At 38.9% G+C, this 15,666-nt stretch carries 12 protein-coding genes; 5 read left to right on the forward strand and 7 right to left on the reverse strand.

Going from position 1 to position 15,666, the window contains the following annotated elements:
- Positions 1-1,224 (forward strand): hypothetical protein (locus tag EPU_RS13995; protein ID WP_029488358.1); only part of this gene is annotated, 1,224 nt, incomplete at its 5' end.
- A 5-nt stretch (positions 1,225-1,229) separates the two neighbouring features.
- Here EPU_RS13995 and EPU_RS10160 read toward each other — a convergent pair.
- On the reverse strand, positions 1,230-3,572 hold the full coding sequence (locus EPU_RS10160; RefSeq protein WP_029488359.1) for a glycoside hydrolase family 31 protein: 2,343 nt from the start codon (positions 3,570-3,572) through the stop codon (positions 1,230-1,232).
- Between the two features lie 169 nt (positions 3,573-3,741).
- On the opposite strand from EPU_RS10160, the gene EPU_RS12880 reads away from it, so the two are divergent.
- The 4 genes from EPU_RS12880 to EPU_RS10180 all read left to right on the forward strand — a co-directional run bounded on the left by EPU_RS12880 (position 3,742) and on the right by EPU_RS10180 (position 8,733).
- The gene (locus EPU_RS12880; RefSeq protein ID WP_052296510.1) at positions 3,742-5,595 is read left to right on the forward strand and encodes a leucine-rich repeat domain-containing protein; all 1,854 of its coding nucleotides are present in this window, start codon (positions 3,742-3,744) and stop codon (positions 5,593-5,595) included.
- Between the two features lie 156 nt (positions 5,596-5,751).
- Positions 5,752-6,738 (forward strand): tripartite tricarboxylate transporter substrate binding protein, encoded by a 987-nt coding sequence (locus EPU_RS10170; protein WP_010169065.1) that lies wholly within the window; start codon positions 5,752-5,754, stop codon positions 6,736-6,738.
- Between the two features lie 9 nt (positions 6,739-6,747).
- The gene (locus tag EPU_RS10175) at positions 6,748-7,227 is read left to right on the forward strand and encodes a tripartite tricarboxylate transporter TctB family protein (protein WP_010169066.1); all 480 of its coding nucleotides are present in this window, start codon (positions 6,748-6,750) and stop codon (positions 7,225-7,227) included.
- 12 nt (positions 7,228-7,239) lie between these two features.
- Positions 7,240-8,733, forward strand: a complete 1,494-nt coding sequence (locus EPU_RS10180) for a tripartite tricarboxylate transporter permease (protein WP_010169067.1) — start codon at positions 7,240-7,242, stop codon at positions 8,731-8,733.
- 49 nt (positions 8,734-8,782) lie between these two features.
- Here the strand turns inward: EPU_RS10180 and EPU_RS10185 are convergent, their stop codons facing one another.
- The 6 genes from EPU_RS10185 to EPU_RS14000 all read right to left on the reverse strand — a co-directional run.
- Positions 8,783-9,139, reverse strand: coding sequence for a DUF3899 domain-containing protein (locus EPU_RS10185; protein WP_010169068.1), 357 nt, complete (start codon positions 9,137-9,139; stop codon positions 8,783-8,785).
- A complete protein-coding gene (locus EPU_RS10190; protein WP_010169069.1) occupies positions 9,129-10,199 on the reverse strand; it encodes an ABC transporter ATP-binding protein in 1,071 nt (356 codons plus the stop codon). Before EPU_RS10190 ends, EPU_RS10185 begins: the two co-directional genes overlap by 11 nt.
- On the reverse strand, positions 10,189-11,565 hold the full coding sequence (locus tag EPU_RS12885) for an ABC transporter ATP-binding protein (protein WP_029488362.1): 1,377 nt from the start codon (positions 11,563-11,565) through the stop codon (positions 10,189-10,191). Before EPU_RS12885 ends, EPU_RS10190 begins: the two co-directional genes overlap by 11 nt.
- A complete protein-coding gene (locus tag EPU_RS12890) occupies positions 11,566-13,425 on the reverse strand; it encodes an ABC transporter permease (protein ID WP_052296511.1) in 1,860 nt (619 codons plus the stop codon).
- Entirely contained in the window at positions 13,426-14,502 is a 1,077-nt protein-coding gene (locus tag EPU_RS10205; protein ID WP_010169072.1) for an ABC transporter permease, read from the reverse strand.
- A 414-nt stretch (positions 14,503-14,916) separates the two neighbouring features.
- The coding region (locus EPU_RS14000) for a hypothetical protein (protein ID WP_010169073.1) at positions 14,917-15,666 on the reverse strand (750 nt) is incomplete at its 5' end.

Genomic DNA, 15,666 nt, shown 5'->3' on the forward strand with positions numbered 1-15,666 from the left:
GTGGATGTAGAAGGACAGGAATATGAAGTTCCAATCGCTAATATAGACCTTTCTCCCTCTCCATTATTAGAATTTGTCGATGAGACAGTCGTTATACAAGCATTTGACCAAAACACTTTGGAAATGCTCGACACAACATACATAACTTTAGATCTTCCAATATATGCTGGATTTTACGCAACAGATGATTTCTATTTTACAGTTTCTGGTCAATCTCAGCGCAAAAACGTTTCTATTGAAAACGGCAACATCACAGAAAAATGGCTACAAGATGCCAATTTAAAAGTTATCCAGATTAACAAATACGACAAAGCATTTAAATTATTAGACTCAGCTGCTATCAGAGCCGATGAGGCCAGTATCAYATCTCCCTTTCAGCTTGGCAATGTCGCACTAACCAGCCACAATAATATGCTTCTACTTCACACTGCCAGAACGATGTTTAGCTCTGCAAGCGGTGTTCATCACCAGGCCCAGTTTACTGCAGCTATTGACACCAATTCTATGCTAGCAGAAGTGAGACTAGCTGGTGCTAGCAGATGGGCTCAACCCAACAATGTAAGCCACTCTTTTAATCAGTTCGCCGCGTTCGATGATAATCAGGCTATCCTACTAGACCATGGCAATGCTTTTCCGCGAGCACTTGTAATTACCCAATACGATCATGGCAATGCTCTAAAAGATGACTCCATTAATATTTTTGACATCCCAGGCTATCCCGGCGCTACTCAAACCGGGCTAACAGTGGGCGGCTTTGCCATCTCGGATCACAACTACATTACGGCAATAAATTCTATAGACTATCAACCAAAATATCACTTCTCAAACTCCGCCATTGTTGGTCTAAAAAAAGAAGAACGCGACATCGTCGTTTTGGTTACCAGCAAAGAATCTAGCAACACCACTCAAGTTGCGTTAACAGATTATTCRGGTACAAATACATTAGGCAGCACCCCAAAACTCGTCGACTTAAATAACAACACTTTTATGGTTATGTGGATGGAATTTACAGACTGCCAATATATTATMAACCCCGATAATTCAATAACCACCATCGCAACAGATAGCAACCTCAAATACGTCACCATCAATGAATATGGCACCAAGCTCTCAGATGTCCAAACATTTGAAGATGGAAAACTTTCTCAATTCGTTCAGCCTATTGCAACTGACGACAAGGTCATTTGGGTTGCAGGTGAAAATTACTATAGCATAGATTTCTAGCCTACTTAATGCACTATAAACTCTGCTACATCGGCTTCACCATCTACTGTAGCAGTTTTGCCGTCCCATAGTAACTTTGCAATTCCATAGTCTCCTGTTTCGTAGCCATACCCATCGCCTTTGTCTTGATACAAATTGAAAGTTGACGATTTGCCTCCGTATATATGAACTAGTAATTTGGTCTTTGCCGCATCTGCCGTACTCTGTGTTGCTTCTGTTCGCGGAATAATTGCCCCCTCTCTTACAAACAACGGAATTTTACTCAGGTCAGCATCGACAGTGATAGTTTTTCCTCCCTCAAACYTTTCGTCGCTATAGAAWTTATACCATGCAGTACCTTTTGGTAAATACACTTCTCTAGTTTTYGCTACATTAAAAATTTCTGCAGAATCACTTTCATAATACATCGGTTCTGTAACCGGGCAAACCAGTATGTCGCCAAACATAAATTCGTCTTTCACTTCACAAGCAATGACGTCTTCCGCAAAGTCAAATGCTAGCAATCTCATTATCGTATAGTCATCAAAATATACTGCCGCCGCCATAGAATATATATACGGTATCAATGTGTATCGAAGCTGATTGGCTGCCACTAGCGCATCATAAAATCTATGGTCCTCTTCGGCATCAAAATTCCACATCTCTCGCCTGATGTCTGTTCCATGACTTCTAAACATCGGCATAAATACCCCATATTGAAACCATCTCACAAACAATTCTCTATAGCCAAGATCCTCTAGCCCTTTGTTGTACTTACCTTTCCAAAACCAYTTTTCTCCATATTTTACAAAAAACGCACCTATATCMAGYGTCCAATACGGCAACCCCGAGGCACACAAATTGAGCCCTGCGACAATCTGCTTCGCAAACGTCTCCCACGATGCGCACGTATCTCCCGACCAGACGACAACGCCATATTTTTGACCTCCTGTATAACTACTTCTTGTTAGGTTTAAAACACGTTTAGAATCATCGACTTCTCGCTGCCCTTCATATATTGCCTGAGCATGAAACAGTGAATAAGAATTTGTGAGCTCTGCTGGCAGATACTTACTTGCTACCTCAAAAAATCTATAAAAATTATAGCTTGGCTCACGTTTAAAGCTACCACTAGTCCACTCGGGGCAAAACGGCTCGCTGCAGTCACACCAGAACGAATCAACTCCCTGGCTAAATAACCCGTCGTTTGTTTGCTTAAAATACAGCTTTCTAGCATCTGCGTCCAATGCGTTATAAATATTATGCGCTGGCAATAGCAGTCCCGCTGCCGCAAACTCTTTATAGTTTTCTGTAGTTGCATGCATGTTTGGCCACATCGATAGCATAAAATGAATATTCTGCTCTCGCAAAGTATTTGTCATCAGCCTCAAGTCTGGAAAACGATTTTTGTCTACCGTCTTTTGACCCCATCCATCTCCTTCCCATGATCTCCAATCCATTACAAGGCAATCTATGCCAATTTTTCTGTCTCTATATCCTTTGGCAACATCTAGTATTTCTGCCTGAGTTTCATATGCCTCCTGCGACTGTACAAACCCAAATGCCCATCTTGGTAGCATCGCAGCCTTGCCTGTTAGCAATCGATACCCATGAATCACATCATCAATCTTTGCGCCTGCTATAAAATAAAAGTCCATTTCTAGATCGGCTTCTGTATAAAAATACGATCCATATGCAGTATCGCTAAAKATTGCCGGGCTCGCCGTTGCTGATAGCAAGCCATATCCAGCAGTCGAAACTAGCATCGGTATTGCAATCTTTAGATTCGCCTGATGCAAATATTGTGTTGTACCTCTCAGGTTTAGCGTMCCCTCTTCTGCCTGRCCCAGTCCATAGAGCTTCTCCCTTGTCTGAAACTGCAATCCCAGGCGTGTACGATACAAGTTTTTGTCAAACTCTTTGGCAGAGCTTTTAATCACCTGCTTCATCCCGTCTGGCGTTTCCTCTTCYTCTATTTGCAAATTTTTATCTACTACCACGCGCATCGATTCGAATTGCATCAGCTGGTGACTTTCAATTTCGGATTCCTGTAACAATAGATTGCCCTTCTTGCTAAAATATTTTAGCTGTCCTGTCTCTTTTATAATATGGACCGTCAATAAACTCGTTTGCAGAACATAATGCTTTGGCTCTTCCGCAAGCGACCAACTGGTATAGTCGAGATCCTTTTCGATACCCGCACCCACCTCTGCTACAAAATCCTCGCGCTCTGTATATGTTACACGAATAATCTTATCATTTTGCGGCTTTAGTCTTAACTTTCCTCTAGCAGCAGTGAATGTCACAGCCGTATTTGTCTTTACAAAACTTTCTATTGCATACGAAACTTTTGGAATCACTTTTAACATAATAAGCTCCTTTTTAAGTATAATTTATTTTATATTATATAATTTTTTTATAAAATTAAAAGGGGGTATTTTTACAGATTCTAGCAATTGTTGTTGTTCATTCTATGAATTTGTGATAAGATTAATTATGCGAATTACACGCATTTTTTATATACAAAGGAGGTCTAAAATGAATGAAACAATCAAAGTATTGAAAAAAATCTTTGAAAAATATGGAGATCAATTTTTAACAGATAGGGCTCAATACAAAGAAGTCGTTAAAACTTTGCTTATCAACGAAGACAGGAACTTGATACTTGCAGCAATTGACAAAGAAGTGGACATCGCTGTTGCAAATACCGTATCTTCCATTAACGACGAAAAAGCAATTGAGTTAATTGTTGCCGACTTAGTTACCCTATCCATGTGGAGATTTGATGCTGCCAAGCGTGCAGTCAATTATTTTGTACAAGCAAGATTTGATATTCAATACGATATTACTGAATTTAAGATTATCGATGAGGTGCTAGTAAAATATATTGGTTCCCAATCTGAAATTCAGATTCCAACTGGTGTACATATAATAGGACAAGAAGCTTTTGCAGATTGCCAAACCATAACTAGTCTCTCTATTCCAGAAGGCGTAGTTAGCATCGCAGACAAAGCATTTAACAACTGTCTAAACCTAATTAGTGTACTAATTCCAACCAGTCTTCTCAGCATTGGTGCCAGCGCGTTCAACAATTGCAGTGATTTAACCATGGTTGCCATGTCTAAAAACACCTCATCCAAAGATGCGATATCGCAATCTATTGTCTATGACGAAGCCTTCTCTGTGTACTCCACCGCCATTGCACCTATTAACGAAATCGGCGACTATGCTTTCCATGGATGTATAAATTTATCCCACATAACAATTCCCGAACATATAACACATATTGGAAACAATGCATTCAGCGATTGCTTAAGTTTAACGACAATTATTATTCCCGAAAGCGTTCTCAACATCGGCTTTGGAGCATTTCATGATTGTGTCAGCCTCATCAACGTTATTTTACCTGATAATCTTACCGTTTTGGAAAGTCTTCTCTTTAGTAATTGTACTAGCCTAGTCACAATTCTTCTACCAGAAAACATAACYAAAATMGGTGATGAAACATTTCGAGGCTGCTCCAAATTGAAAAATATTTTTATTCCCGAAACTCTAACTCAAATTGGCAATCTTGCATTTAGCGAATGTGTCTATCTCGATAACGTAGTTATCCCTGCTGCAGTTACTCGTATYGGATTTGCCGCRTTCAATAAATGTTTCAAATTATCTCATATCAATATTCCTGACGGTGTTATTCAAATCAAGAAATATACCTTCAATGAATGCACAAATTTATCTGCAGTTAGCATYCCYGACTCTGTTGCTGTAATTGGCAAATACGCCTTTAGCATGTGCGTGAGTATCGAAAAAATTACTCTTCCGGAGGGCATYCTAAAAATTGAGGAGTGGACATTTAACGATTGCCTAAGTCTTACGAGTATAAACCTACCTTCTACAGTTACTAGCATCGGCATTATGGCGTTTAATGGTTGTCGCAATCTTCCTAAAATTACCATTCCTCACGGCGTTACTAGCATTGGCGTTCGCGCGTTTAGCTATTGCTGGAACCTTACGGATATTGTCATTCCCAAAACTGTAACACACATCGATCACCTCGCGTTCTTTGCTTGTGTGAGTCTCAAAAATATCGATATCTCGCAGGGCGTCTCTAGTGTAGGTAATAACGTTTTTAGTGCTTGCTCCAGCTTATCCGAAGTGGCATTATCTGAGGGCGTTACTCTAGTTGGCGAAAAAATCTTTCTAAAGTGTAGTCGACTCACTCGCATCTCCCTACCTGCTAGTCTCAAGGTTATTACTGTTTCTCACAATGTACAGGAGTGGAACGCTCTCAACCAGGGCGTTATTCCTTCTCCTTTGCAGCATCTCGTGTTGCATTCAAATTATCAGCAAGATATTACTAATACCGATTGGCTTTGGAAGTTTTTGGTCTAAGTTTTTTTGCAAAGGTGGATATAATTTATTAAATTATTCACCTTTACTTTATGTTATTTTCACAACATTATATATTTAACATAAATTTTAATTTTAGTACATATTATTTATTGTTCGACATTTATACTATATTAGATTAGAAAGGAAATTTTAGTTATGACCAAAAAATTTTTATTAGCCATAACAACTTGTCTTGTATTTACTGCATGCGCATCTACAAATACCGATGATATAGCTACAAATACCGATATCATAGATGGCATTTTTACTCCTTCCCAAGCCATCAATCTAATTATTCCTTATGAAGCTGGTGGCAATTCTGATATTCCAGCACGAATCATGGTCCAATATATGAATGAAGCCGCTGATACAGAAATCAAAATCACTAATATTGTAGGAGCGGGAGGTAGAACTGGATTTTCAGAAATGTTAAAATCTAATCCTGATGGATACACCTTATCCCTACACTCTTCAGGATTTATTATGCAACACGCCTTAGGAATTGCCGATTTTACATACGAAGATGCACAGCCAATTGGCTATTTGTTAGATTCAACTATGGCTGTTGTAGTATCAGCAGATTCTCCTTATCACACTATGGACGATTTAATTAATGCTGCTAAATCAGCTCCCGGCACAATAAAAATAGGCTCAGTAACAGGAACTCTTCCATTATTTGGAGTTTTACAAATCGAGCAAGAAAAAGATGTAGAATTTCATAAAGTTGATCTAGGAGTTGGTTCTAAATCTCCCGAACTTCTTGGCGGCAGAATCGATGGATATGTAGATGGTTTTGGTGCAGTAAAACAATATATTGATAGCGGGGACTTTAGATGTTTAGGGATTATTTCCGATACAGAGCAACCAGGATATGAAGATATTCCAACATTTGCAGAATTAGGCTTCGAAAATTATGCCTATTTAAAACAAGATTTTGGATTGTGGGCTCCTTTAAACACCCCAGAACCTGTGCTTCAATATGTAAATAATCTTATCCAAGAAGCTAGCAACAACCCAGAATGCATCGAAGAATTAGCAAACATCAGTTTTCAGCCAAAGTATATGGATACATCATTATATATCGAAGAATTAACATCCAATTATATTGCATTTGACGAAGCCGCTGCGGCTATAATTCAGTAAGGTGGGTTTATGGGTGAGATAATATTTAATATCATATTAATCATACTTAGTATTGGAATGTATGTTGCCACGTATCGTTTCCCTGTAAGTATAATCGATAAATCTGGCGGAGCCGCATTATTTCCTCGAATCGTTATAATCGGCTTAATTGTATTGTTAATCATTCGCACAGTAATAATACTAAAATCTCAAGCTGAAAAAGACAAACAATTTATATTTTTAGAGATATTTGTTGGTCGAAGGCTTGCTTTTTATCTGTTATTCATAGCATATGCATTAACTATTACCACTTTAGGCTTTTTCATTAGTAGCAGCATTTTTCTTGCTATTGCTATACCATTTTTATATAAACTACAACATGGAAATTTTATGAATAAAAAACAAATCATCACTACCATCGTAACTTCTACCATTAGTGTATATGTACTATATTTTATATTTACTAATTACTTTAATGTTATGCTACCTAGTGGCATTTTTAATATATAAGGGAGGAACTGTATGGAATTTTTAGAATTGCTACAAAATATAATGAATTTTGAATGTTTATCCCTTATTTTAATAGGTGTAATTATCGGAAATGTTTTTGGTTGTATTCCAGGATTAAACGGTCCTATAGCTGTCGCGCTTATACTTCCAGTAACTTTTTCATTAGAAGTAATTCCATCAATGAGCTTAATAATGGGAATATATATGGGAAGCGTAACTGGCGGGCTTGTTTCAGCAATTTTGCTAAAAATCCCCGGAACAGCCGCCTCAGTCGCAACTACATTTGATGGCTACCCAATGACACAAAACGGACGTGCTGCAGATGCATTATCTATCGGCGCCTTTGCTTCTGTTTTTGGAGGATTATTTAGCGCAGTAGTATTACTCTTTTTAGCACCAACACTATCATCTATGGCTATAGCATTTGGTCCTTGGGAGTACTTTGGAACTGCTGTCTTATCATTATCCTTAGTATGTTCGATGATGAGTGGAAAAAGACTCAAAGGATTTATTGCTATGATGATAGGATTATTACTTACCACTGTAGGTATGAGCCCTGTTGATGGCATTGCCTCACGATATACTTTTGGATTGTCAGGTCTTGAAAATGGATTTGATTTGGTTGTAGTTATTATAGGTGTTTTTGCCTTACCTGAAATAATTTACTCACTTGGCAATATATCCGATAAACCGGTACCTGCACAAGTAGAAAAAAAATGGTTTTATGCACCAAAATTATCTTCTATTAAAAAGAACTTTAAAGTTATGCTTCAGGGGAGTTTTTTAGGAACTGCAATTGGCATCTTACCCGGAATGGGTGGTGGGGCAGCTGGTCTTATTTCATACGAACAAGCTAAACGTAGCTCAAAAACTCCAGAAAAATTTGGAACAGGTCATGAGGCAGGTATATACTCTTGTGAAAGCGCTAATAATGCAACAACTGGCGGAGCACTTGTGCCAATGCTTGCTTTAGGAGTACCCGGCGATACAGTCACTGCTATTATAATGGGAGCAATAGCACTTCAAGGACTTACTCCAGGCCCCACGCTTAGCATGCAGCAACCAGAACTATTTAGAACTATTATCTTAATTGTATTTGTTGCCAACATTTTTATGTATTTATACCAAGCCACAACCATTCGATTTATGGCCAAAATAATCGATATCCCTAAGTACCTTTTATTTCCAATAGTAGCAGTATTTTGTGCTATAGGCGTTATCAGTATAAATAATAGTATGTTTGACCTAATGTATTTATTAGTCTTTGTCATAATTGGTTATATACTTGACAAAAATAACTACCCTCTATCACCATTTATACTCGCCATAGTTCTTGGCGGAATCGTAGAAGATAACTTGCGTCGTTCAATTATCTATTATGGCTCTTTTACAGAAAGCCTTAAGCAACCATCAATCGGTACTGTATTCTTTATATTATCCTTATGCATACCATTTATTATGTATTTATTAGATAAACGAAAAGCGAAGCAAACATCTGCCCTATAATTCTGGGGCAGTTATTTTTTTGCGCAAAAAAAGAGACCATTACGGCCCCTTAAATAAAACTAGCTATCACCAGCGAAATTACTATATATATTAGAGAAATCACTAGCAATGGTTTTCCAGGATTCTTTTTATATAGATTCTTCTGTTTTTTATATTCCTTATAATCATATATCGTTTTAAATGTATGCTTCTTAAACATTTTACTGCTCACAAAGCTAATTCCATCAAACAGATCCATCGCACCGGTTGCTATTATCAATGCAGGAAAAAACAGACACAGCCCGACCACAAATAGGCAATCCGCTATATTTATTAGGCTAAAAGAGAAGTCGAATATGAAGTACATTAGCAATAATGCAGCTACGAGTGTCGCTACAACGGTTTTTATTATTCCCTTATTGCTCACTGGTATATCTTTCTATTTCTTCGGTATTTGCAAGCACAAAATGCCCCGGTTTTATCTCATGCATAGTCGGCTTTTCGTCTGCATAGTTGTGTGCTTCTTCTGGGTTATATACTATTCGAGTCCTCTTTTTCTCGTAGCGCGGGTCTGGTAATGGCACTGCTGATAATAATGATTTTGTATACGGATGAATCGGGTTTGCAAACAACTCATCAGATTCTGCAAGCTCCACCAAGTTGCCCATATACATTACTCCTATTCTGTCGCTAAAGTATTTTACTACAGACAGGTCGTGCGCAATAAACATTATTGTTAGGTCAAATTCATGACGCAAATCGTTTAGCAAGTTGATTATTTGTGCTTGTATTGATACATCCAATGCGGAGATCGGCTCATCTGCTATCAAAAATTTTGGATTTAGCACCAACGCTCTTGCTATACCGATTCGCTGCCTTTGCCCCCCGCTAAACTCATGCGGATACCTATTGCCGTGCTCGGGCACCAGCCCCACGACTTCTAGCATCTCATTGACTTTTTGCGTAATCACCGCATCCTTTTTTTCGCCCATAATTCTCAAGCCTTCTGCTATAATTTCTTTTACTGTCATTCGCGGGTCTAGCGAGGCTATCGGATCTTGAAAAATCATCTGCATATTCTGCATCAGAGCCCTATCAATATGGGTGTTAATTTTCTTCTTACGCTCTATCTCTTCTTTTTCTTCTTTTATCACATTCTTAATAAATGTTTTCTCCGATTCAGTTTTACTCTTTTTTAGCGACTTCTTTGCAGATTTAATATTAATTTCATTAAACTCTGTTCCTTCCACTATCGACTGTCCCAAAAACTCTACTTTTCCCGCAGTGGCATCGTTCAGGCGAATCAGTGTTCTTCCAGTTGTAGTCTTTCCGCAACCTGACTCTCCAACCAACCCAAAAATTTCTCCCTTATAAATCTCAAAGCTAATACCATCCACAGCTTTAACCACCAACTGCTGCTTTCCTCTTCCAGATTTAAAATGCACCTTAAGGTCTTGAATTGATATTATCGGCTCTTTATTTTCCATCATTTCCCTCCTCACCATACATTTTGCTCATGCGTTCGATTCTCTCATCAAGGATAGTAGGCCTCTCAACTTTTGGACAGTCTGGGTGCAGTAGCCACGTCGCCGCATAGTGAGTATCGGACACTTTAAACATCGGCGGTTGCTCTTCTAAGTCTATTGCCATCGCATACTCACTCCTTAACGCAAACGCATCTCCCTTTGGAGGAAATCTCATATCTGGCGGTGTACCCGGAATTGTAAGTAGGCGGTCTTTGGATGTTAGGTCTGGCATTGATCCTAGCATTGCCCAAGTATATGGATGCTGCGGATTATAAAAGATATCTTCTACTCCTCCTATTTCTTGGATTTTACCTGCATACATAACAGCGATTCTGTCCGCTATATTTGCCACGACACCCAAGTCATGCGTAATAAATATTACTGTCAGATTATGCTTTTCTTTAAGTTTTTCTATAAGCTCCAGTATTTGCGATTGAATTGTAACGTCCAATGCTGTTGTTGGCTCATCGCATATTAAAATGTCAGGGTTTTGCGTCAATACTATTGCAATAACTATGCGTTGGCGCATCCCTCCCGAAAATTGAAATGGATATTGATTAAAACGCTTTTCGGGCTCCGGAATCCCAACTTCTCTCATAACTTCTAGTGCGCGCGCCTTTGCTTCTTTTTTGGTTACACGTCTTCGACTTGCAATAGCATCTTTTTTTTGTTCTATCTGCTTACGAAGCTCTTGCTTATCTAACTTATCGGGATTTTTAGATATTGCAGCCAACTCTTTTTTCATTTTATTGATATCGGCCTTATATTCATCCAATGCCCTAACTTTGGCTGCCGCTTCTGCCGCTTCCATTATCTTCTTCGTTTCTTCAAGTCTTGGTTTCAGTTTTTCTATCGCACTCTTGTTTTTCTTCTTCTCTTCTTTTAGCAACTGCATCTCGCGCTTTACTGTAAAATATCTCACGCGCTCCATATGACAAATTTGCTCCGTACGGTTTTTAATATGATCCCCATTTAGAATCAAACCTTCTGTAATTTGCTTTCCAATTTTCATAATAGGATTTAAACTAGAGAGCGGATCCTGGTAAATCATACCAATCTTCTTRCCGCGAATGTTTTGATACTCTTCTTCTGTAATCTTAAGCAAGTCTTCTCCGTCATACATAATAGACCCGCTCATAATTCGTGCATTTCCTGCTAATATCCCCATCACGGCTCTGGTTGTAACAGACTTTCCAGATCCCGATTCTCCAACGATCGCTAAAGTTTCTCCYTCTTCCAGTTCAAAGTTGATATCTCGAACWGCTTGMACRTCACCAGAAATAGTCTTAAACGAAATTGATAAATTTTCTACTTTTAACTTTGCCATTTATTCAACCCCCCTTAAAGATGGATTAAATGCGTCTCTTAGTGCATTTCCAAACATATTAAACGTAATCATAAGTATCGATATAATTACAGATGGGAATATTGTTAGGTATGGATACATTTGCAAAAACGCTCGCGCATCAGAAAGCAACACACCGATAGACACGCCTGTAAAATGCATTCCCAAAATATTAAATGACTGCCCATGTCCAATTCCATAACCCAAATATGATAACGATGCTTCTAGGAAAATAACTGAAGGTATTGACAAAACACTTGCTGTTATTATTGTTCCAATTCCGTTCGGTAATATGTGTCTAAAAATTAAACGCCTATCTTTGGCTCCCATAGTTCTAGATGCGAGGACATACTCTCTGCCCTTATATCTATAAAACTGCATCCTCGTTACTGACTGGAATCCTACCCAACCATTAATTATCAATATCAAAAATAGCGTTGTGATTCCTGGGTCCATCAAAACAACCAAAATAGATAGCACCACAAGCCATGGCAATCGTCCCATTAGCTCCGCAAAACGCTGCATCAACAAGTCAGCTGTGCCACCGTAATATCCTGCAATTGCGCCGTAGATTACTCCCACTATCACGTTGATAATTGTTGTTACTACACCCATAAGCAATGACGTTCTAAGACCTACCCATATCAACGAAAATAAGTCGCGACCCGCGGCGCTCGTTCCAAACCAAAAGTATGGCAGCTCCTCATATCCTAAATATGCCTGATAATCCAAATACACTTCATACGAAAAATATTCTTTGTCATCAATCACAATAACATCATTCTTTTTAACAACTTCTCTAATCGGAAATCCTTCTTCAAAAAACCATCCATCGGGATTATCAGGGTTCGGAATAGGTTCTACTCCCCACTGCGCTACCAATTTATCATACTCCTCAGATGAAAATGCTATTTCATGAGTTAAATCAAATGCGGCAATGTATCTATTATATCTAAATGTTGCCACAATCATTTCTCCGTTTTGACGAACATAACTTCCGGCACCATCTACTATAGGATACAACGATAATGCGTATCCAGMATTTTCAAAAACAGGTGTCTCACTAGAGCTATCTATCACTTTTACACTCTCAATCATAGCTGCAGAAGAAAGCCCACCTCCTGTCATTCGCAATCTCAACTTAGAAAATATATCTCCAAAAATTTCTGGCTTCAATTTATATAATTCCAGTTCATGTAATCCGGCTTCATTTAGAGTTGCTATCACTTCATAAGTTCCTGGTTTGGTTTGCAATAGCACTTCTACTGCCGTGTTACCTGTCAATTCATATAGATTTATAGCAAGTTTCGGATTGCTCGCTTTCGTAAACACCAAATAATCTTTCGATTCCACGGTCATTTCTGTAGAGTCATAATCTAACCTCATAACAGACTGTCCACCGGTTACAATTGCAGATTTCTCGGTRCTCATCACCACATCATTTTTGAGGGTATCCATCTCCACTGCCTTAGGATTATACCCAGTTGGCAAATATAAGCCGGTTTGTTCATCATAGGTCGATGGGTCAATTGGCTTATTCTCTACCAACACAGTTCCATCCATCACCCCAAGCTTTTCAATTACTGGTATTCTAGGAGGCAAAAACGCTAGTTTTTCATTCAGCTTCACATACTCTTTTCCTGTCAAAGCTGGCATAAACATCGAACACAACACAATAAATAGCAAAATAAAAGTCGCAACAACATTAGTCYTATTCTTTGCAAAACGAATCATAACATCTTTCATAGAAGAGACTGGCTTTCCTTCTATCTTTTGATCATAGATTTTTTCATCTTTTTGAATAAACTTAAATTTATCTTGCTCTATTTTTCTGTTTTCCATCTATCTGACACCTCCCATTCTAATTCTAGGATCAATAAGTCCATACGTTAGGTCGACAATTAGCACTGCAGAGAGTCCAATGCAAGTATAAAACGCTGTAGATGCTAACAACAAATTATAGTCATATGCATTCTTAGTTAATGCGCGAAGAAATATAGTTCCTGTTCCTGGCACTGAATATATTTGTTCTATAATTACCGAGCCAGACAAAAGCCCCGCAAACGATCCAATAATTCCYGGTACCAATGGCACAAGCGAATTTCTCAATGCATGTCTGATTACAGACTGCTTTCTTGTAAGTCCCTTTGTTCTTGCTAGTAACAAATACTCCGACGTTAATACTTCGGTCAACTCCGCTCTTGTAGTACGAGTTAACCCTGCAATAGGTCCAAATGTCATGGCAAGTACTGGCAATATGTACCCACGAATTCGCAACATGATATCTGCGTCTTTTGGCGGAAATATTGTTGGTACCCAATCCAGTCCATATCCAAAAATCATAACTAGCATAACCATAATTACAAAACTCGGTATCGAAATCATTATCATAACCATAAACGAAATCACATTATCTGTTAGCTTATTCTTTTTTAATGCCGCCCATATCCCCAAGCCCAATCCAATCGGGGTGTAGAAAAATAATGCAATAATATTGATAGTCAATGTAGTTGCCATACGATCCTTAATTATATCAAATACCGGTCTACCAACTTCAACGCGCGTAGACTGTCCAAAATCTAGACGAAAAATTACATTGCCCATCCAGTTAAAATACTGCTCACTAATAGGCACCTGCAAATACGCACGAATAAAATCGCCTTTATCTTCATAATAAGAATTTCTAACAGTCGTTGCAGTTGACATTTGGTAACGAATTTCTTCCATTTCCTCTTGATCACTTACCAACGTAACTTCCATATAGCCATCCGATACTTGCTTGTTATAATATGCAGTTTTCTCATCCTCTGTAGTTGGCGGATACGCTGGGGCCAACTTAAATAACACAAAGTTCATCGATAATATTGCAAATAACATCACAAAAATCCAAGCTATACGAGTTGCAATATACCTAGCCATTGACATCACTTCCTTTCATCTATCTAAAAAAAAGAGCCAAGAACATAGAGTTCTCGGCCCATCATGCATCGTATTTCACAATTGTGATCGAGCATTCTGTGTTATAAATTACCTCGCCGCTATTTTCGCTTGTCATATTTTTTTGTCTTCGGCATCAGTTTCATTTATCACAAATATTTCACTTTACTAYTATCGCAACTTACTCTTACCTCGGACGAACTCTTGCGCAATAGCATCTTCTTCAGCTGGAGTTGCTTTGTCAACAARCTCCGCATCTATAATAACTGACTCAACTTCTTCTGTTGCTAYCTTATTTKTCTATTCCTCCTCCGTTGCTTCMGCYGGAGTTGCTTTATCAACAAGCTCCGCATCTATAATAACTGACTCAACTTCTTCTGTTGCTRYCTTATTTTTCTATTTCTCCCCCGTTGCTTCAGCTGGAGTTGCTTTATCAACAAGCTCCGCATCTATAATAACTACCACTGGTCCTGTTTTTTCATCAACATTCTCTACTTTTTCTGGTACAACGTCAGTATCCCATTCTACTACTTCTGATTCTTCCGCCACTGGTGCAGCTTCTACCACTGGTGTAACTTCTTCTACCACCGGCTCAACTTCTACCACTGGTGTAACTTCTTCTACTACCGGCTCAACTTCTACCGCTGGTGTAACTTCTTCTACTACCGGCTCAACTTCTACCACTGGTGTAACTTCTTCTACTACCGGCTCAACTTCTACCACTGGTGTAACTTCTTCTACTACCGGCTCAGCTTCTACCACTGGTGTAACTTCTTCTACTACCACTGGTGCAACTTCTTCTACTACCGGCTCAGCTTCTTCTACTACCACTGGTGCAACTTCTTCTACTACCGGCTCAGCTTCTTCTACTACCACTAGTGCAACTTCTTCTACTACCGGCTCAGCTTCTTCTACTACCGGCTCAGCTTCTTCTACTACCGGCTCAGCTTCTTCTACTACCACTGGTGCAACTTCTTCTACTACCGGCTCAGCTTCTACCACTGGTGCAACTTCTTCTACTACCGGCTCAGCTTCTACCACTGGCTCAGCTTCTTCTACCACCGGCTCAGTTTCTTCTACCGCTGGCTCATCTTCTTCTACCGCTGGCTCATCTTCTTCTACCGCTGGCTCATCTTCTTCTGTAGT

Origin of the sequence: Candidatus Epulonipiscium viviparus (assembly GCF_000171335.1) — a bacterium.
In the GTDB taxonomy this organism is placed as follows: domain Bacteria; phylum Bacillota; class Clostridia; order Lachnospirales; family Cellulosilyticaceae; genus Epulonipiscioides; species Epulonipiscioides viviparus.